At 39.0% G+C, this 19,036-nt stretch carries 12 protein-coding genes; 5 read left to right on the top strand and 7 right to left on the bottom strand.

Going from position 1 to position 19,036, the window contains the following annotated elements; translation table 11 throughout:
- Nucleotides 1-249 precede the first annotated feature (249 nt).
- A complete protein-coding gene (locus RM368_RS20685) occupies nucleotides 250-1,893 on the bottom strand; it encodes a metallophosphoesterase family protein (protein ID WP_322695769.1) in 1,644 nt (547 codons plus the stop codon).
- A gap of 429 nt (nucleotides 1,894-2,322) precedes the next feature.
- Between RM368_RS20685 and RM368_RS20690 the strand changes: the two genes are divergently transcribed.
- Genes RM368_RS20690 through RM368_RS20700 form a run of 3 tightly spaced genes read left to right on the top strand, consistent with a single transcriptional unit; the run spans nucleotide 2,323 to nucleotide 5,194 of the window.
- The gene (locus tag RM368_RS20690; RefSeq protein WP_322695770.1) at nucleotides 2,323-3,075 is read left to right on the top strand and encodes a sterol desaturase family protein; all 753 of its coding nucleotides are present in this window, start codon (nucleotides 2,323-2,325) and stop codon (nucleotides 3,073-3,075) included.
- The gene (locus RM368_RS20695) at nucleotides 3,072-3,680 is read left to right on the top strand and encodes an acyl transferase (RefSeq protein WP_322695771.1); all 609 of its coding nucleotides are present in this window, start codon (nucleotides 3,072-3,074) and stop codon (nucleotides 3,678-3,680) included. Before RM368_RS20690 ends, RM368_RS20695 begins: the two co-directional genes overlap by 4 nt.
- Complete coding sequence (locus RM368_RS20700) at nucleotides 3,680-5,194, top strand: GH3 family domain-containing protein (protein WP_322695772.1); 1,515 nt, start codon at nucleotides 3,680-3,682, stop codon at nucleotides 5,192-5,194. Before RM368_RS20695 ends, RM368_RS20700 begins: the two co-directional genes overlap by 1 nt.
- Nucleotides 5,195-5,329: 135 nt before the next feature.
- Here the strand turns inward: RM368_RS20700 and RM368_RS20705 are convergent, their stop codons facing one another.
- Both RM368_RS20705 and RM368_RS20710 read right to left on the bottom strand, forming a co-directional pair.
- Entirely contained in the window at nucleotides 5,330-5,677 is a 348-nt protein-coding gene (locus RM368_RS20705; RefSeq protein ID WP_322695773.1) for a hypothetical protein, read from the bottom strand.
- 79 nt (nucleotides 5,678-5,756) lie between these two features.
- Complete coding sequence (locus tag RM368_RS20710) at nucleotides 5,757-7,244, bottom strand: CIA30 family protein (protein ID WP_322695774.1); 1,488 nt, start codon at nucleotides 7,242-7,244, stop codon at nucleotides 5,757-5,759.
- Between the two features lie 239 nt (nucleotides 7,245-7,483).
- Between RM368_RS20710 and RM368_RS20715 the strand changes: the two genes are divergently transcribed.
- Nucleotides 7,484-8,284 (top strand): RMD1 family protein, encoded by an 801-nt coding sequence (locus tag RM368_RS20715; protein WP_322695775.1) that lies wholly within the window; start codon nucleotides 7,484-7,486, stop codon nucleotides 8,282-8,284.
- Nucleotides 8,285-8,465: 181 nt separating this feature from the next.
- On the opposite strand, the gene RM368_RS20720 is transcribed toward RM368_RS20715, so the two are convergent.
- The 4 genes from RM368_RS20720 to RM368_RS20730 form a co-directional block, all read right to left on the bottom strand.
- Nucleotides 8,466-13,949: an AAA family ATPase gene (locus RM368_RS20720; RefSeq protein WP_322695776.1), complete on the bottom strand. Its 5,484-nt coding sequence runs from the start codon at nucleotides 13,947-13,949 to the stop codon at nucleotides 8,466-8,468.
- Between the two features lie 479 nt (nucleotides 13,950-14,428).
- The gene (locus RM368_RS20725) at nucleotides 14,429-16,045 is read right to left on the bottom strand and encodes a tetratricopeptide repeat protein (RefSeq protein ID WP_322695777.1); all 1,617 of its coding nucleotides are present in this window, start codon (nucleotides 16,043-16,045) and stop codon (nucleotides 14,429-14,431) included.
- 842 nt (nucleotides 16,046-16,887) lie between these two features.
- The gene (locus RM368_RS38810) at nucleotides 16,888-17,091 is read right to left on the bottom strand and encodes a transposase (RefSeq protein ID WP_416212247.1); all 204 of its coding nucleotides are present in this window, start codon (nucleotides 17,089-17,091) and stop codon (nucleotides 16,888-16,890) included.
- Between the two features lie 133 nt (nucleotides 17,092-17,224).
- Nucleotides 17,225-17,764 carry an SH3 domain-containing protein gene (locus RM368_RS20730; protein WP_322695812.1) on the bottom strand — a complete coding sequence of 180 codons (540 nt, stop codon included), beginning with the start codon at nucleotides 17,762-17,764 and terminating at the stop codon, nucleotides 17,225-17,227.
- A gap of 289 nt (nucleotides 17,765-18,053) precedes the next feature.
- Here RM368_RS20730 and RM368_RS20735 point away from each other — a divergent pair, with 289 nt between their 5' ends.
- Entirely contained in the window at nucleotides 18,054-18,935 is an 882-nt protein-coding gene (locus tag RM368_RS20735) for a TauD/TfdA family dioxygenase (RefSeq protein WP_322695778.1), read from the top strand.
- Nucleotides 18,936-19,036: the final 101 nt, after the last annotated feature.

A 19,036-nucleotide genomic window follows, 5' to 3' on the forward strand; every position in this document is an offset into this window, starting at 1 on the left:
TGACTCTATTACATCCCTACCTCACTTTAAAAGATGTTGGTAATGACAAGCCCTTGAAAGGAGGGTTGGGGAGGGGTGATTCAAGGATTTTTGCAAGAGGTCTATTTATTTTTTGAAGGATGCAAATTAAAATATTTTTAGCTTAATTTTGAATGAAAGAATTTTGAATTCCCCGTACCCCTGCTGTTAAGCAAGCTACGCATAGGGGATGCACCAAAAGGGGTTGACAGCTATAATATATGTGCTGCCCTAGTATTTCAACTTAAATTCGTCAAACTTTAATACTTCCGAATCAGGCTTGCGAGTATCAAAACGATAACTACTTATCGTACCTGCCCCCGTATCAAAGATACTAAAAACCGTAATATCATTACTCGCAATATAAGGCATCGGCTTGCCATCTTCACCCAGCAAGGGGGCAATTGTTGGCACTATCGGTTCTAACCCATTGGGATCGCCAAGCTTAACATAATCCTCTTGATATCCAACTGGTACTTCTCGTTTTCTATCACCCCAAGCAGCACCGTAACTATTACCCACATTAGATGTTTCTAGAAAGTGCATTCCACTGGAACTAACAAAGCGGTTCCATAAATGGGAATGCCCATAGAATACCAATTGCACATTAGCCGCTTCTAATAAAGGAATAACATCGCGAATGATATAATCTGCGTCTTTGGGGTACTCATAACGCACTGCTTTAATATTGCCGCCATCCCGTTCAATTATCTGTACTGGTTCTGTATAAGCAGGAACTATATTATCACCCAAAGTATGGGGTGGGTGATGGAACATCACAACTTTGTATTTTGCTTGTTGAAACTCAGGGCTGTTAAGTTCCGACTCTAGCCAATTATATTGCTTGCTGCCTTTAGCAATTGGCTCATAAATTACCTGTCCATAACCCCAATTTTCAGGATTATTTAAATCCTTTTCAGCTTCTCGATATCTACCCTTAAACTTTCCATCTAATTTGGGAGTCCGCCACATATTCGTAATGTAAAGTACCACCAAACGCGTATCGCCAAAACTAACTGCATAATACCTTTTTCCACCCTCTTTACTTTTTGGTAAAGAGAAAATCTCTTCATAGGTATTAGTATTAAAAGAATTATCGATTAAAGATTTATCTGAGTAGATTCTTTGAGCAACGGCACGGGGAATTGTATCATCAAATTCATCATTTAAACTCCCTGCCCTAGCAAACCGCCCCATCACCTCATGATTGCCAATGCAAGTAAACATGGGTGCGTGTTGAATTATTTGTCCGCCAGTGTAGATTGTTTTAACACCATCATGCGTCATTTCATATTTAGCATGACCTTGCAAACCGGGAAACAACGCACCACCAGCATTATCATCAAACCATTCTGAGGCGCGATCGCTAACATTGACCAAATCACCAGCAAACCACACGCCATCAACTCGCCCCACTGTTTCTACCACCTTTTGCAGATTTGCCGCTGTCATCGGTTTTAATTGATGATCTGAGGTCAGTAGAATTTTTAGTGGTGTATCTGATTTGGGAGTAGCGGCAAGGCTGAAAACATCACTGCTAACACTCTCGTCGTCTTCTCGTATACTCGTAATCCGATAGTCTACTCGTACATCAGGAGTTAACCCATTTACCTCAGCCTCATGTCGCCAAATGTCGCGCTGGACGGGTTTTTGATAAACTTGTCCGTCTTGGGTTTGGTTTGCAACTCTTGATTGTTGGTCTTCACGCGTGCGACTGAGTTTGGTAGTACTTGCCCTAGCAGTTTGTTTGAAATTTTCCCCGTAGGTTACTGTGTGATTAACACCAGCAAATTCAGTAAACCAAACTACTTGCACTGAAGTTGCAGTTGGTAGTTGCAAAAATGGATCGGTGAGCAGTTGGGGTGCTGATGTCATAATTGTTTGCCCAAATGAACGCACACCTACCAGAGTAAAGCATATAACAAGCACAAGCATCGCTACTGAGGAAATTTTTCGGCGGCTTTTGCGTCTGAGCATGAGTAACACCAATTTTCTAAAATGAGGCAATACATTAAAACCCCGAAAACCATGCTCTAACTGACTTTTTCTGTTGTCTTGTTCCCAGTTTGGAGGCTGAGAATATATTTAAAGTGGGCTTCTGCCTCTTGTCAAGCTACTGGAGGCGGAGCCTCCAAGAATGAGTTCCCAGCCTCTAGGGTGGGAACCAGTCAGAATATATTTTTCCACTCTTAGGGAAAAGGGTAAAGGTTAAAGGGGAAGGATTTTGAGTTTTTTTACCCTTTTCTCCTTCATCTTTACCCTGACAAATGCCAAGAAGTTTAATATCAGTGTGAGTAATTAAAAGTGGAAATACAAACTTTTTCCCAACTACTAATTTTTGGCTCTTTTCTCGGATTAGTTGGTTGGACTATTAGCAATCAAATTGGCAGAACTCAACTTAAAGTTAAAAGCCATGAAGATTGGTTGCTAGATGGTACAGGGCTAATAATTCAAGGAATTTTGATTCCTTTACTACAAGCTACTTTAGTTTATTGGCTTTATCAACATTTATTACCAACTCAGCAAGGAGATTTAAAATTATCATTAATTACGAGTTTCCCGATCGGTTTTGTTGTAGTTGATTATTTATATTATTGGAATCATCGTTTATTACATACCAAACTATTGTGGAAAGTTCATCAAGTTCATCATACTGTTACTCAGATGGATGTATTAGGAACATCTCGTAACACACTTTGGACAAGTTTGTTAATTATTTATTTATGGATACACACTTTATTTTTGTATCTTTTAGCCGATCCTACAGGTTATGTACTTGGAGTCAGTCTAACTTCTGCCTTAGATTTATGGCGACATAGCCGCTTAATAATTCCTGAAAATAGCTGGTTTTATCAATTTTTATCTTCTTGGTTAATCTTGCCACAGGATCATGCTTGGCATCATTGCTGTGAAATCCACAATTATAACTATGGGGCTAATCTAAAAATTTGGGATAAGTTACATGGGACATATTATGAAAGCAAAAAAATGCCATCTACAATCGGAATTCCTAGCTCATTAAACTTGTTCCAAAAACTTTTATTCCCATTTTTATGACTGTTATAAGTAAAATTCTGTTGTTTTTTCCCGCCTTTGTATTATTGCTAACTGGGGCAGCAATAGTCTATCTCGCCTATTCACCCAACATCTTCAGCATTCTGGGGGTGTTCCTGTCTATTTATGGGCTACCAGTGCTAGTCTACCGCTTGCATGAATGGGTTTATCCTGTGCGGGAAGGTATTAGTTATCTACAAAATAAAGAATATAATTCCTGGTGGGGTAGTCATCAAATCCAAGTAATTTTTATTGCAATTCCAGTGTTGGAAGCAGTGCTGCGGTTGATTCCAGGGGTATTTTCCTGTTGGTTGCGATTATGGGGTGCTAAAGTGGGACGAGATGTATACTGGACACCAAGTTTAGAAATTGCCGATCGCAGCTTATTAGAAATTGGCGATCGCGTCGTTATCGGGCATCGTGTCGGTATCTATTCTCACATCATTAAACCCCGTAAGCAAAATTTAATGTTGTATGTCAAAAAAGTCAAGATTGGCAGCAATGTTTTTGTGGGGGCCGGATCTAATCTTGCTGCTGGTGTAGTCATTGCTGATGGTTCTTATTTACCAGCAGCCAGTAACCTTTATCCTAATCAAAAGGTGCAATAATGCGTCCGATTATTCAGCTTTTTGGGCAAATTCTCGCACCAACGGCGAGACGATTTCATCAAGCTTTAGATAACCCAGAGTTAATGCAGACATCTGTACAAAAGGAAATTTGCGATCGCCTAATCAAAAGTGAGTATGGTAAAACTTTGGAAATTCATTCTGTAGACGATTGGCAGCGTGTACCAATTGTAGATTATGATACACTCGAACCTTACTTAAATCAAAAACAACAGCAAATTTCCCTGACACCAGAACCCATTTTGTTCTACGAAAAAACCTCTGGTAGTAGTGGAGCAGTAAAATGGATTCCTTATACTCAATCTTTGCGGCGATCGTTTAATCAAATGTTCTGTGTATGGGCACACGATCTGATTGTACATGGGCCGAAATTTTCCACAGGTAAACTTTATGCTTGTATCTCGCCGCAATTAAATGTAGCTGATAGCCAAACTTTACAAGATGATTTAGATTACTTAGATGGCTGGTTGCGTTGGTTTTTGCGTCCTTGGTTGGTGATGCCAAAAAAACTTAATCGGCTACATGATGCGAACTTATTTAAACATCAACTGGCTTTAGCATTATTAGAGGCTGAAAAACTAGAAATTATCTCTATTTGGAGTCCTAGTTTTCTACAAGTACATTTAAAATATATTCAAGAAAATCAAGATTTATTACGAGGAGAATTACACAACCGAATTTCACATCATCGGTTGCAACTCCTTAGCGAAAGTAATATTCCCTGGATGCAACTCTGGCCAAATTTGAAGCTGATTTCTTGTTGGGATAGCGCCAATGCAGCAGATCAAGCGCAAGGATTAAGATTAAAATTTCCAGGCGTATTAGTTCAAGGAAAAGGACTGCTAGCAACCGAAGCCCCAATAACGATTCCCTTGATTGTCGCTGGGGGATGTGTGCCGATTCTCGATGAAGTATTTTTCGAGTTCGAGGACGATACTGGTTCGCTATATGGTTTACATGAACTCAACATTGGCAAGGAATACACGATTATTTTATCTCAAAAAGGGGGTTTGTATCGTTATCGAATTGGCGATCGCATCCGGGTAACTCATTACTATCGCCACACTCCCTGTTTAAAGTTTCTCGGACGACATCAAGCCGTTAGCGATTTGGTGGGCGAAAAGTTGCAAGAAACCTTTGTAAATAATGCTCTAACTCTCTTGAACTTGCAAGAAACTAATTTTAAAAGTTTGATGCCAATTACCGATCCTCCGCACTATATTTTATTATTAGATTCGGCAACACAAACCCCAGAAATTATCGCTCAAAAACTGGAGCTGGCTCTATCAGAATCATATCATTACCAGAGAGCGAGAGCCATCGGTCAACTCGCACCACCACAAGTTTTAATCTCTAGTCAAATTCCTGAAATATTAGTTTCCCATCGTATCCGCACTGGAAGTATTTGGGGAGGTATTAAACATCCAATTCTAGCAACATCACCCATTAGCACTGAACTTTTACAAGAATTGCAGGTGAAAATTGTCAAAAAATAGCTCAATACACTTCGGTGAAACGTCAACACGAAAAACTGATTATTGTAGAGACGGCGATTCATCGCGTCTCTCACCTTAATTTTTAATTTTTAATTCCGCCTTGCAGTACTAGCCTTTTAAAATTTGATTAAATATTTAACGTGATTCTAATTTAGCAACTCGCTCCTCTAATTTATTAACTTGTTGCTTCAATTCAATCACCAAAGTTGCAAGCCGATCGAACATCGGATCTTGCTGTGATAAGTTCCTTCTAGAACCAGTTGACTGTCGTGGGGTAAGTGTTGTTCTTGAAGATGGAGACTGGCGAGTTCTACCTAGCTGAGACTCTAGCTGATTTAACCGCGACTCAACACGATTCAAATCCGCTTCCAGATTGTAGATGCGGGACTCTACTTGCTGCGATGAGGCAGTTTGAGAAAAAAAACTGCCCCAGATAATTGTTGCTAAAATCCCGGCGATTACTAGCACCTTGATTTTTTTCATACCAATAGCTGACTTGCGATCGCAGCCTATCTAAACAAACTTTGTTGAGATAATTTACAGACTAAAAGTCTGTGGATATTCATCTCTTATCTGGTTGTAAGTTAGAAAATAAACTCTGCCAATCGATGGAGTTGACAGTATTTTCTCCCTGCTTAACCTCAAATGTGACGTTAGACGCTTTTCCTATTTTTAACGCTTGTACGCAAAGTTCTGCTACATCCTCACGACTGATTTTGCCTCTAATATTATCACCTTGCTCAAATATTAATTCCTTACCTCCTGGGTCTTCAGTTAAGGCACAAGGTCTAATAATTGTATAAGGAATTCCGCTTTCTCTTAAACTATCTTCTCCCTTCAACTTCCAAGTTAAAATTCCTCCCAATTGGTCATTTAATTTCACTGCTGGCGGTTCTTCATCTAAATTAATGCCAGGGCGACCGGGACGAGTGACACCTGCTGAACTGACGAGGATAAATTGTGGTAAAGTTGCCCCCCCATAAGCTTTAATTGATTCCATCTGGAAAGTAAAACTACCTGGGGAAAATTTCGGATTTAAAGCGCTATCATGTTCAAATTTGCTCAACATCAGTTGAAATGAGCAAATTCTACTTTGCTCAATTGGCGGCGCATCTTTGACAGTTTTTGCCCGAAAGACCGGAATCAAATCTGCAAAGGGAATATCAACATCTATCCAGGTATTAGCTACGGTGTCAAAAGAATAGCTGTAGCCAACACCATCCCATGTTGTATCTGTCCGCAGAAAGATTTTATAACGTTGACCATCACCTTTAACACGCAATTTCACGCCTTCATAACTAGATAAATTGAAAGGTGGATTAAAATTTTTCGTTCTGACAGAAGCAAATCCGCCAGAGTTAGCGGTGGAAACATTACCCGCAAATAAAGCTGTATTTTCTAATAATTGGATATTACTGGCACTCACGCCACCCATAACGACATCATCCAACGCTCCCCAGTTATCCTTTAATTCTGCTGATGGCTTGATGAAATCAAATATTAGTTGTTCGTTTGCTTGAGGTAAATATTTTGCTGTCGCTTCAACTAAGTTTTTGACTCCTTGATATTCTACATTTTCGGGAGTGTCGCCAACAATTTCTGGTTGGTAAAATTTAACACCTTGATAATATTTAGCTCTATCTGCTGTGTCTCCCTCAACTGGTTGTACGCGTACTGCTGTGCAACAAATTACAGTTTGGATATCAGAAAGAACTAAAGGAGTTAAAGTTTCTGGTTGCGTAATATCTGCAACTACTAAATCGATATCATGACCAAGAATTGACCGCGCTTTGTCGATATCTCGAACTAGAGCGCGAACTTTATAACCTTGTTGGAGCGATCGCTGCACGACTCGTTTACCGACACCACCTGTTGCACCTGCTACTAATATTACACCCACATTTCTTCCTCCATTGGGTTTATATTGATTATCCTTAGGACGACCTTGGATTAATTGCTGTACCCAGTTAAGGAAAGGAATCACCTCAAAGTAAGTCAGGGTTTCGATAAACCTGCCTAAGTCCCATTGAGAACGATTTTTGTCAGTCATATTTGCGTCCTCATAACTTTATTCACTCTAACAATTTTGGGGGGAGTGACGAGTAATGTAATTCCCTTACTTGAAAAGCGCTGTAATTTATTTCGAGCGCAAAAGTATCAAAAACAGGGTGTAGGCTGTAGGGGAAAGACGAAATGGTAAGCTGAAATTGTAGTTATCTCCGCCAACAGGCATCAATTACTATCGTTACCAGAGCAGTAAAGCAGACAGAATATAGCTTTTGGGCAATAATGCAAAAACTCCTTTTTAATGACAAAGATAGATTTAGAGCGCAGGCCCTATTCCTTGGTAAAGGTATTAACTTACAGACGCTAGATAATTACGTTTCCTTGGCGAGTATGCCATTAATAATTAGAGTCGGTGAAGAAGGCTACGCAGTATTGCTAGCCTATGGTGCAGTTGTCCTGTTTAACCTTGATCCTGGAGAAAAGGTAGCTTTTTTGACCAAACTATCTTCTCAAATTAGCGGCCCTTTTGCCGACCCGGAAACAGAAGAGGTGGAAGTTCATCTCAGCATTAATGAGAGTGAACGAGCCAAGGAAGGAAAAATTTTACTGCATGAATTAAGTATAGAACGCTTGCAGATAGTGGCTGATATTCTCGCCAAGAGTGTTGTGTTGTCTCACTATGAAACCAGCCTAGCGACTGTATTCGATCAAATTGAACCGTTTGCAGCTAGTCTCCAGCGTGAAAACAGAAGTAGACAACAAAGCCGGGAATTACTGCGTCAACTAGGAACTACCCTATTAGTTCAACATAAGATTGTAGGTCAAGTAGAAATTATCGATAAGCCGGAGTTGCTCTGGGAATCTCCCCAGCTAGAAAACTTATATCTGCGCTTGGAGGATGAATATGAAATTCGCGAGCGTCACCATGCTCTGGAACGTAAACTAGAGCTAATTGCCCAAACCGCTCAAACGGTGCTGGAGTTCATGCAGCATAGCAGTAGTCAGCGAGTAGAGTGGTATGTGGTGATTCTGATTGTGGTAGAGATTCTGCTGTCACTTTATGACATCCTTTTCAAAAGCTAATCTGAAATTTGGGGTTGTGAGATGGCGAGGGAGCGATCGCAACTACTCAAAATTCAGTGCGAGAAATCGCTCCTCAGAGCATTATTACTAATACCATTTTGAAAAATGATTGCGATAGATGGATTCACACCAAGTCAGACGCACCAAGGCAATTTCCAATCCAAAATCTAAAATCCAAAATCTAAAATGGTATAACTTGCTGGCAAACTGGAATACGGATTTGAAACTCCGCTCCTTCGCCCGGTTCTGAAGTGCAAGAGAGTGAACCACCATGTTTTTCGGTAACGATTTGGTAGCTAATCGACAAGCCCATACCTGTTCCTTTACCCACAGGTTTTGTGGTGAAGAAAGGATCGAACAGGCGACGGCGAATAGGCTCTGGTATACTCATCCCATTGTCTGCAATCCGAATTTCGACTTGATCGGCATTAATTTGCTCAGTGTGAATAGTAATGGTTGGAGTTGTAATTTGTCTTTGATTGTCCGTTAATGACTCTTCCAAAGCATCGATCGCATTACTCAACACATTCATAAATACTTGATTTAGCTGCCCTGCATAGCATTCCACTTGGGGCAAATTACCGTAATGTTTAATAAGCTCAATACCGGGACGATCTGACTTGGCTTTGAGGCGATGTTGGAGAATCATTATGGTACTGTCAATGCCCTCATGAATATTAACAGCTTTAATTTCGGCTTCGTCCATGCGTGAGAAAGTTCGCAGAGAAGCGACAATTTGCCGAATCCGGTCTGCCCCAACCCACATAGAAGACAGTAGCTTCGGCAGGTCTTCTAGCACGAATTCTAGATCGATCGCCTCTGCTTCTGACTGAATCTCTGGATGGGGAGATGGGTAATGCTGCTGATAAAGTTCCAGCAGTCTTAGCACCTCTTGGGTGTAACTGTTGGCATGGGTCAGATTGCCAAAGATAAAATTGACTGGATTGTTGATTTCGTGAGCAACCCCAGCTACCAGTTGCCCCAAGCTCGACATTTTCTCAGTTTGCACAAGATGAGCCTGGGTTTGTTGTAGTTTATACAGAGATTTTTCGATTTGTTCGGCTTTTTCTCGCTCTCGCGTTTCGGATGCTTGCAAAGCTTCATTTTTAGTTTCGAGTTCTTGTGATTTAGCCTCCAGTTGTTCTGAGTAAGCTTGCAGGTTAGTGTAAAGACGGGCGTTGTCGATCGCAATCGAAATTTGTGCGATCAACAGACTCAGCACATTCACCCGTTCTGGAGTAAAAGCACCAGAAATAAGATTATTTTCCAGGTAAATAATCCCAGTAAACTTGCCAGAGTGAATTAGCGGCAAACACAAAATTGACTTGGATTGGTAAGTGGTGATATAAGCATCAGTCACAAAACGGGAATCTTTAACAGCATTGTCTAAAACCAGATTATTTCTAGTTCTTTCCACATAGTTGCATAAGGCAACCGGGAGTAAGGGTGAATTAGTTTTATCCTCTGTGTTAACAACAACGCTAACCTCCTTACCTATAACTATTCCCGTCGCTTCTAACATCCATTGATTCTCGTGCTTGGCAATAAAATAACCTTGTTGAGCGCCAGCATTTTCGACGACAATCTTCATCAATTTTTCGAGCAGCTGAGTTAGCACCATTTCTTCTGACAGCACTTGTGCAGCTTTCATCACTGTCATGAAGTCAAGAATGTGAGCGCCTCCACTAGTCGTAGAGCTTGTTTGAATTGTGTGTAGGTAATTCGTTTCGATTTTTTCTGTGTTTGACCGCAAAATTAATTGCGGATAGCGTGTTTCTAAATCTTTGACTTTAGCAACAGCACCCCAATGGCTGTAGGCGTAGTAAGCATTTGTCATGTATATTTGGGCAATAGTTTCTTTACCCCATGACAGATAAAATTTGGCGGCGAGTTCGTGAGCGATCGCTTCTTCGTTGATATACTCGTTTTCTTTAGCAAGTGCGATCGCCTTGTCGTACATCTCGATCGCTTCGATTTTTTCGCCTAAAACTCGATGCCGTTCTGCCTCTACCAAATAGAATTTGTGTAAATGATTCATTGGGGCATAATCCGCCCATTTTTGGATTTTTTCTTGATTAGCTTGTACTCTGTCAAGAATGCCCTGTTGCTCTGACTGTGGAGTATCAGAATACACTGCTAACCATATCAAAGAATCGTAAAAATGGAATACCGGAACAAAGGGCATTCCTACCACTACATCTAAATACTTCTGGGCTATAGCGAGATTCTCAATCGCTTCTGAGTAATTTTCAAACCAATAACAAAGCAAAAATTTGTTCAAATATATGTAGCCAACTCCCCCGTTGTCGTTTGCTTGCTGGTGCAGTGGCAACTTGATCTGTTCATCGCAGGCTTCACCCTTGAGCAGGCAGGGATTTTCACTTTTTCCCAGTAGATTTAAGGTAGCCTGCCAATAAATTTCTATATAATTAAGCGCTGTTTTTTGCTTAATTTTATGAATAGCATCTCTGTTTCTTGCTATTTCTCTTTCAAGAACAGTTAGTTCTTTACCGCTAAAGTAAGCTAAACAGGAGTACTGGAATAGACTATAGCCTGCATATTCTAAATCTCCTGTCTCCATTCCGCTAGAGTAACCTGACAGCAAAGGCTCTAAGGCTTCTCTCAGATGCTCTTTCCAATGTCGGATAAATAGATTTACGATGAAAACTGTCTTGGCTTTGATTTCTTGAGCATTTAACTTTGACACTAGATTTAAAGCCAACTGACCAAATTTATAACCTGAATCAATATCTCCCACAATGGCACACAGAAGAAAACCATAATTGGCATAAGCAAAGGGAGAAACGGCAGCATTACCATATTCGACGGATAATTGTACTTGTTTGCACACCGTCAAGGGCAACAGTGCCGGAGCAACAATATATGCAGGAGCAAAGATACTTGACAAAAGTCTAATGGCTGCTAATTTATAGCGATCGCTCATTTGAGGCAGGTCAATTAAATCCTCAATTCGCCTTCCACTCAAAATTGCCGTAGTGTCCGCCAGACCTTGCCCAATATCTGACGCGTTCGGTTCTTGGGGAAACTCTACCCCTAACTGTTTTAAAACTTGTAGCGCTGTGTTAATCGCTTCTAGTAACCTGTTCTGCGCCATATAAGCTTGAAGAAGGACTTCATACACTTTAATTTTGTCCAGTAGCGTCACAGCACGGTTTTGGACGATCTCAAACAATCTCTGCATTTCTGCAAAATCACCGCTCAAAAAAGCTGCCTCTGCCGCTTCTAAGTGCAGTGTTAATGTCAGTTCATATTCACACTTCCAGCTTTCTTCTGCTAACAATCCCAAACCGACTTGCAAATATTTGATGGCGGAATCGTGCGCGGTGGCTGCTTTTGCTCTTTGACCTGCGATCAGATTTAGTTCTGCAAGTTGATATTTTTCTGTTTCAGATATCAGTAAATCAGTACCGTAATTGAGTTGATTAACTAAAGCAAATATATTTTCTTTGCGTTCTTCTGGCGTCGTATTTTGTAGTAGTAATTGACCAATTTTCAGATGCGTTGCTTGCTTGCGATCGTCGGGAATTAAAGAATACGCCGCTTGCTGTACGCGGTCATGTAAAAACTTGTAATCAACCTTGACATCAGTTAAATTAATTCCGTCAGAATCTTCGTGACTAAAGACTAAGGGAATTTTGTAATCCTGATTTAACGGCAGAATTAACCCAGATTGCAGGGCTGACCACAATTGCGCCGCAGTGGTTAAAGAAGATACTTCGTTGACGATCGCTAATACATCCAAGTTAAAAGTATTACCAATACAAGCAGCCAGTTTCAGAACTTGTTGCGTTTCTAATGACAGTTTGCGAATATTTCTCGCTGTCAGTTCAACAACATTCAGGTCAGTAATGCCGATTGCTTGAATATGTTGAATATTCCATTGCCATACTCCTGAATGGAAGTCGTATGTTAGTAAGTCTTCTTGATATAGGGTTTTCAGCAGTTGTGTTAAGAAGAAGGGGTTCCCCCCGGTTTTGTGGAATAGTAATTCTGCTAGTGGCTGACTGTGTTCTATGTGATTCAATGTATCGCCAATTAACGCTTCCACATCCGTTAACTGCAATGATGACAAGACGATGTTATTCACCACCGCACCAGAAGATTGAATTTTGGACAAACTCATCATCAATGGATGGGTGGGCGACACTTCGTTATCACGGTATGCCCCGATTAGCAATAAATATTTGCGTTCAGTATCGGTCATCAATAGCTCAATTAAGTTCAGTGATGCCGAATCTGCCCACTGCAAGTCATCCAGAAAGACAACTAAGGGATGGTCTTGGTTCGTAAATACCCCAATGAATTGCCCAAAAACGCGATTGAAACGATTTTGAGATTCTGTCGCTCCCAATTGTGTTACAGGTGGTTGAGTACCAATAATCAGTTCGATTTCGGGAATCACATCAATAATGACTTGCCCATTTTCTCCCAACGCAGTTAACAGTTTCTCTTTCCATCCTTGGATTTGGGCAGCGCTTTCGGTGAGTAATTGCTGACTCAAAGATTGAAACGCCTGAATCAATGACGTGTATGGAATATTGCGTTTGAATTGATCGAACTTGCCTGCAATGAAATAACCCCTTGCCCCGACAATCGGTTTATGAACTTCATTGACGACACTCGTCTTGCCAATGCCCGAATAACCAGAGACGAGCATCAGTTCGCTGCTACCTCTTGCCACACGCTCAAATGCAGTCATTAATGTTGCTACTTCTGCTTCGCGTCCGTAGAGTTGTTGTCCAATCAAAAAATGCCCAGATTTATCTTGTCTCCCTGGTACGAAGTTTTCAATCTTGCCAATCACTTGAAGTTGAAACAAGCATTCCTCTAAATCCGCTTTCAGTCCCCAAGCGCTTTGATACCGCTCCTCTGCTGTTTTCGCTAACAGTTTCAAAATAATTGCACTAATCGCCTCTGGTACATCTTCCAGAACACGACACACGGTTTCGCTACAGGGTGCGACTGGCATTTTGGCGATGTGACAATGGATCAACTCCATCGGGTCACTAGCATAAAACGGCAGCGTACCAGTTAGCATTTCATACAAGGTGACACCCAACGAATAAAAGTCGGTGCGATAGTCGCACACCCGGTTCATTCTGCCTGTTTGCTCAGGCGACATATAGGCAAGTGTACCTTCAAGCAAATTAGGATTGCTCAAAGTAGGATTTTCTCGATCAAGACGCGAGGAAATACTGAAGTCAATCAGTTTGACTTCCCCAGATTCGGGATTAATTAAAATATTGTGCGGCTTAATATCTTTATGTATAATTTTTTGGGCGTGTAGCTCTCCTAAAGTGTGCGCCAAATTAATTGCCACCTTGAGAAAAGTAATCAAGGTAGTTTTTTGAGTCGCAATTATTTCTTTGAGCAAGCAACCTGGAATATCTTCTAATACCAAAGCCAAACCATGCTGATAATTCTTTAACTCGTAGGCTTTAACAATGCCAGGAATTCGCAGTGACTCAATGATTTGATATTCGTGGCGCAGTCGAGCAATATCTTCCAGTGGTGGATGTTCGCACAGAAGAGTTTTGATCGCTACAGAGACATTATCGGTTTCTCGCCGTCCACGATAAATGACGGTTTTACTACCGGAGTGAAGGGTTTCAAGGAGTTGATAACCAGATAAAGTAGCTGTCATTGTTTTCTCTTGCAATATAAGCATTCTTAATATGCCCATGCAAGTTTAGCTTTGTAACATCTGAGATAAAAATAAGTATATTTTTACGAGATGTTACATAAATAATTTGGCATAAAAATGTATATAGCAATCCTATTTGATTCCTGATTACTCGTAAAGATCGGGGACTAGGGACTAGGAACTGGGTGAAAAGCCTTTTTTTGTCTAAGTTTTATCGTCTGTTGATGTCCTAACCACTTTGATTGTTGCTCTAATTACACAACTTTAGCTTTTTACAAGTTAATTGAATATAGGACTCATATTTGATTTTTGAAAAAACTCAGTACACTTTTATTCCTTCTTCCCAGTCCCCAGTCCCCGGTTTTCACGAGTAATTCTCCGAATCAAATCGGATTACTATATATGATTAGTATTTGATTTTTGAAAAAACTCAGCACAACTTAAAGAGACTTCTTTCCCATTCCCTATATAGTATTTTTCTAGAAGTTTAAAATATCTAATGATTCTTCTATTTCTAAATCTAATATTATTTCTCGTGTATCTTTGAGTGCTTCTAGCTTACCTTCTTGACGATAGATATCTGCCGCTTTTTGAAAATCTTCAATTGCTCTCTGTTTATCTGCAATTTCTAAACAAATATTCCCACGATTATAATAAGCATCAGCATAACTAGGATTAATCTGGATTGCCTGAGTATAATCTTCAATTGCGCTCTCAAAATCTCCTAAATCTGAACGAGCATTCCCACGGTTGTAATAAGCATCAGCATAATTAGGATTAATCTGGATTGCTTGAGTATAATCTTCAATTGCGCCCTGAAAATCTCCTAAATCTGAACGAGCATTCCCACGTTTTTTATAAGCTATAGCATCTTGAGGATTAATCTTGATTGCTTGAGGAAATCCTGGTTGAGAGCCTAATAAATAACGAGTAATCCCACGGTTTTTATAAGCATCAGCATAATGAGGATTAATTTTAATAGCTTGGGTATAATCTTCAATTGCTCCTTGATTATCTCCAACGTGAGAACGAGCTTCAGCCCGATTTTTATAGGTTACGGCAATATTAGGATTAATTCTAATAGCTTGAGTATAATCATTAATTGCTTCCTCTAATCGCCCCAGTTGATAGAGAGCTAAACCTCGTTGATTGTAAGATTTAGCATCATGAATATTTATCTGGATTGCTTGAGAATAATCTGCGATCGCAGCTTCATAATCTCCTATTTGATAGTGAGCTAAACCTCGTTTATAATATAAACTAATATTATTATTAAGTTCTAAGGCTTGAGTATAATTAATAATAGCATTTGTATATTCTCCTTTTCTGACATATTCATCACCCTTTTTTATATAAAGTAGATTTAAATCTTCATCATTATATTCAGGTTTAAAAGGAGATTTGAACACCTGATGAATAGTTGGCTTAAATGAAATTTCTTGTTTCGGAAGATATTTATAAATAGGTGGTTGTTGCCGAGAAGAATTATTTATAGAAGATTGTAGCTGTTCTAGATAACACCATAAACCACCACCATATAGTAATTGTTCTATTCCAAAAGAAATTTTACCAGTCTTCAACTTAATCATCCTAGTTGGGAGAAAGCCAGCCAAAAAAAGGTGATACTCAGATTGTGCTTCACTGACATCTTCTTGAATTAAAATGCACACTACAACTGCATTTTTTTCAACTTCTTCAGAACTAATTGACCATCTAACTCTGTCAATGCGACCATGACGAGATTTAACCTCGATACCAATAGATGGGTCAGAAGTCAAGGTAAAATCTATATTACCATCGCCGCCAAATCGCTTTTCATAATCGACTTCGGTAATAAAATCAGCTAAACGTTCTTTGACAACTTCCTCACCCAACTTACCTTTGAGATAGCTAAGAAAAACATCACGCACTGGTAAAACACGCTTATATTTCTCAGCCATTAACCAGCAAAATTCTCGTAGTGCCTTTAATCTCTCTCCAGAAATTATAGTTAATTCACTATATTGACCTTCTGCTTCACAATGAAGCAGACAACCAGATGCTAACCTTTTAATAAAATCAGATTGTAGCGATCGCAGTAGTGTAATCCAGTCCATTGATATTTCTGCGAATCTTTTGATGAGATTATTCTATTAAAATATCCATTCGGCGTAAAGCTTTTGATTAGCTTGGGTGATATTCCCTCAAAAACTGTTTATTATTTTGTAATACTTCTTAAGTTAACTTAATTTATTAAAATTAGCAGAGGGTGAGATGGGGTTAAAGCACGTGTATGAAGACATAGCACCCTCTCTCAAACATTGCTGCTTTTTATAGTCAAGTATAAGTGGTGAATTATTGATAGATTTGCCGAAGTTCTTCTAGATTATTCACAGTTTTGATACTGGTGAGAATAGCGCTTAATATCTCTATGTTCTGTATTTGGACAATCTCTGTTAACATTGTTAACCCTTCGCTACCAAATTTTAGTTATAAACGGATTTCAAGACTTTCAATGAGTCCTTCTCTTCTTCCTTCTTCAATAGCCCTTCTTTCTACGCTGCTAATATACGACATTTTATTTTATTCTTCACAAAAACGCGGACATATCTGATTATGCCAGAGTTTTGAGGAGTTGGAAGAGTGCGATCGTGCTGTAGTCTAATAGGCAAAAAATCTTTTGATTTGAGCCTTGATTGAGATGAGCAAGTAAAATTTCAGTGTCCCAGTTAGCGGTATTGATTTTTGATTTTACTGTGCATCATATTGGAAATAAAGTTTCATTCATTTTGGAGGCATATGAAGATGTCGACAGACTTATTTTATTCCTTGAGGGAGGGTATAAACAGAGGATCTAAAATTTCTTCTCAATTGAGGAAACATTTAACAAAAATTCAAATACAAGAAAAACTAGACTTGTCAGAAATTATCCAAGATATCGAAAATGCAGGCGCCAGCTTCAATAGGGCTTTAACAAAACTGGAAATGTATAAGTAAAGCATCCGTTACAGTGATATCTACGCTCATTCTTGTATGCAGTAGCGTTGCTTGATTCACAATATGGACACTTTGGTTTTCCATTCCAGCGAATTTGCTCAAGTAGGGCAAGACATTCTTCGTGATTCCGTGACATGGTTATTCTCAGAGTTCTGAGAATAACCATGTCAAAAATTACTCTTTAATTTTCTAGCAATATGTATCAATTGTTAAGGAAAAACCGAGGTAATATTGCGATCGCAATTTTTATTTTTTCGTATGAAATACCCTACTCTTTACTTGCAGATTATGATAGGGTTCTAAGAACAACTAGTAAGGGCTGCACCACATTGTTCTTCCCTCGTCAACCAACCCTTAACACCTTGATATTCCACCTGCGCCCAATCTCTCTGACAGCCTAACAATTTTACAGCCGTATTAGCAGGAATTCTTCTTAGTTTTTGGCTTTTTTGACTGCTACTAGCATAGAAATCTACGCCGTTAGTACCGTAGCCTCGCGTTGTTAAGCCTAACTTTAGCACAAATACCCATCCAGTTCCTTGAAAACCATTGCTAACATTAGTAATCTGCACCCAATTTCCAGCAGCACTAATAACATGAACTGTTTCGCTAATGGGTATTTGTCCTATAATTACGTTATTTGTACTTGCACCACTCCGCACATTTAACCCTTGCGAATCTGTATCGGTGACGTAGGCAAAAATATCGCACTTTTGAGAATTACTTGATTTCGCTAAACTTATTTCACTAGCTATACTAGTATTGAGTATCACACTAATACAACTGAATGCCAATCCGATCGCTAACTTTGATGCTGAATTTTTCACTTTTTTTGTCATCATTTCTTCAACTTTTTGGCATCAGTACCAAAGGCTAGAGTCTTATTGATATCTCCGAATCTACATAAACAAATTATGGTTAACTTTGTAACGTAGTTCTATTAAAGAGATTTTAGTACTGTAATAACACCTTTAATTTTACAAAATTTAGTCTTGCGATGATCTACGACGGGCTACGCCTACACGGATAAATGCAACACAACAACATCATTGAGTATTAAGATGTCAATATATAGTGTAGTTAACGCCAACAAGAAGTTCAAATTTCGACAAATATTCATTAAGTTATATGAATAAAAAAATACATTCTATATCAAATAGTATAGTTCAAGAAATTAATAATCTCGACAATGTGAGTATTTTAGAATTAGACAAAGAAGAAATTATTAGTTTATTTAAGTTTCATGGAATCTTACTTTTTAGAGGATTTGATGTTGATGTTGATATTTTCAAAGAATTTACCAATCTCTTTAGTATCGATTTTATAAATTATGCCGGTGGTGCATTCAGTAGAAGAGTAATTAATGGGGATGAGACTCTTTTAAGCGTCAATGATTTTAAATCTGAGATTAAGCTGCACGGCGAAATGTATTATCAGCAAAATATTCCACTTATGCTGTGGTTTTTCTGTGCTAATCCACCATTAGAAGATGGTGAAACTACGGTGTGTGATGGTAGAGAATTTTTTCATGAAATTAGTAGTTCAACTAAAGAGTTATTCAACAAAAAGAAGTTAAAATTTAACGTTTGGATATCTCAATATGACTGGCAGAAAAAATACCAAACAGATGATTTGAATCAGCTAGAAGAAATGTGTCGGAAAAATAATACACATTTGACAGTAAATGAGGATAAATCGATTCTACTTGAATACATTTCTCCAGCTATTATCCCTAGCAGATGTGGAAAATATCAGGTATTTATTAATAGTCTATTGCCTACAAAGCAGTTAAACCCAAAGATTCTTAATTTTGAAGATAATTCTGAAATTCCTGAAGAGGTAGTATATGAACTTAATGAAATTGCTGAAAAAATAACTACGGAAATTTCGTGGCAAAAAGGCGATATTTTAATGATTGATAATACAAGAATACTTCATGGAAGAAGGTCTTTTGCTGACGATCAAAGAGATATTTATATCAGGCTGTGTTCTCCAGCTTTTTCATTTTGATATTTGATTACACCAGGTTTCATTTGTTTAAATGATATCTGTCATAAGATATAGCTTTGCTGTGCTATTACTGCATTATCTATCACACAATACGTTTTAGT

The sequence above is a fragment of the Nostoc sp. DedSLP03 genome (genome assembly GCF_034530815.1).
GTDB lineage: Bacteria > Cyanobacteriota > Cyanobacteriia > Cyanobacteriales > Nostocaceae > Nostoc.

Bases quoted from the DNA above. Each gene is read 5' to 3' on its own strand.
- RM368_RS20685 (WP_322695769.1), bottom strand. From the start codon at position 1,893: ATGACATCAGCACCCCAACTGCTCACCGATCCATTTTTGCAACTACCA.
- RM368_RS20695 (WP_322695771.1), top strand. From the start codon at position 3,072: ATGACTGTTATAAGTAAAATTCTGTTGTTTTTTCCCGCCTTTGTATTA.
- RM368_RS20700 (WP_322695772.1), top strand. From the start codon at position 3,680: ATGCGTCCGATTATTCAGCTTTTTGGGCAAATTCTCGCACCAACGGCG.
- RM368_RS20705 (WP_322695773.1), bottom strand. From the start codon at position 5,677: ATGAAAAAAATCAAGGTGCTAGTAATCGCCGGGATTTTAGCAACAATT.
- RM368_RS20710 (WP_322695774.1), bottom strand. From the start codon at position 7,244: ATGACTGACAAAAATCGTTCTCAATGGGACTTAGGCAGGTTTATCGAA.
- RM368_RS20715 (WP_322695775.1), top strand. From the start codon at position 7,484: ATGCAAAAACTCCTTTTTAATGACAAAGATAGATTTAGAGCGCAGGCC.
- RM368_RS20720 (WP_322695776.1), bottom strand. From the start codon at position 13,949: ATGACAGCTACTTTATCTGGTTATCAACTCCTTGAAACCCTTCACTCC.
- RM368_RS20725 (WP_322695777.1), bottom strand. From the start codon at position 16,045: ATGGACTGGATTACACTACTGCGATCGCTACAATCTGATTTTATTAAA.
- RM368_RS38810 (WP_416212247.1), bottom strand. From the start codon at position 17,091: ATGGTTATTCTCAGAACTCTGAGAATAACCATGTCACGGAATCACGAA.
- RM368_RS20730 (WP_322695812.1), bottom strand. From the start codon at position 17,764: ATGACAAAAAAAGTGAAAAATTCAGCATCAAAGTTAGCGATCGGATTG.
- RM368_RS20735 (WP_322695778.1), top strand. From the start codon at position 18,054: ATGAATAAAAAAATACATTCTATATCAAATAGTATAGTTCAAGAAATT.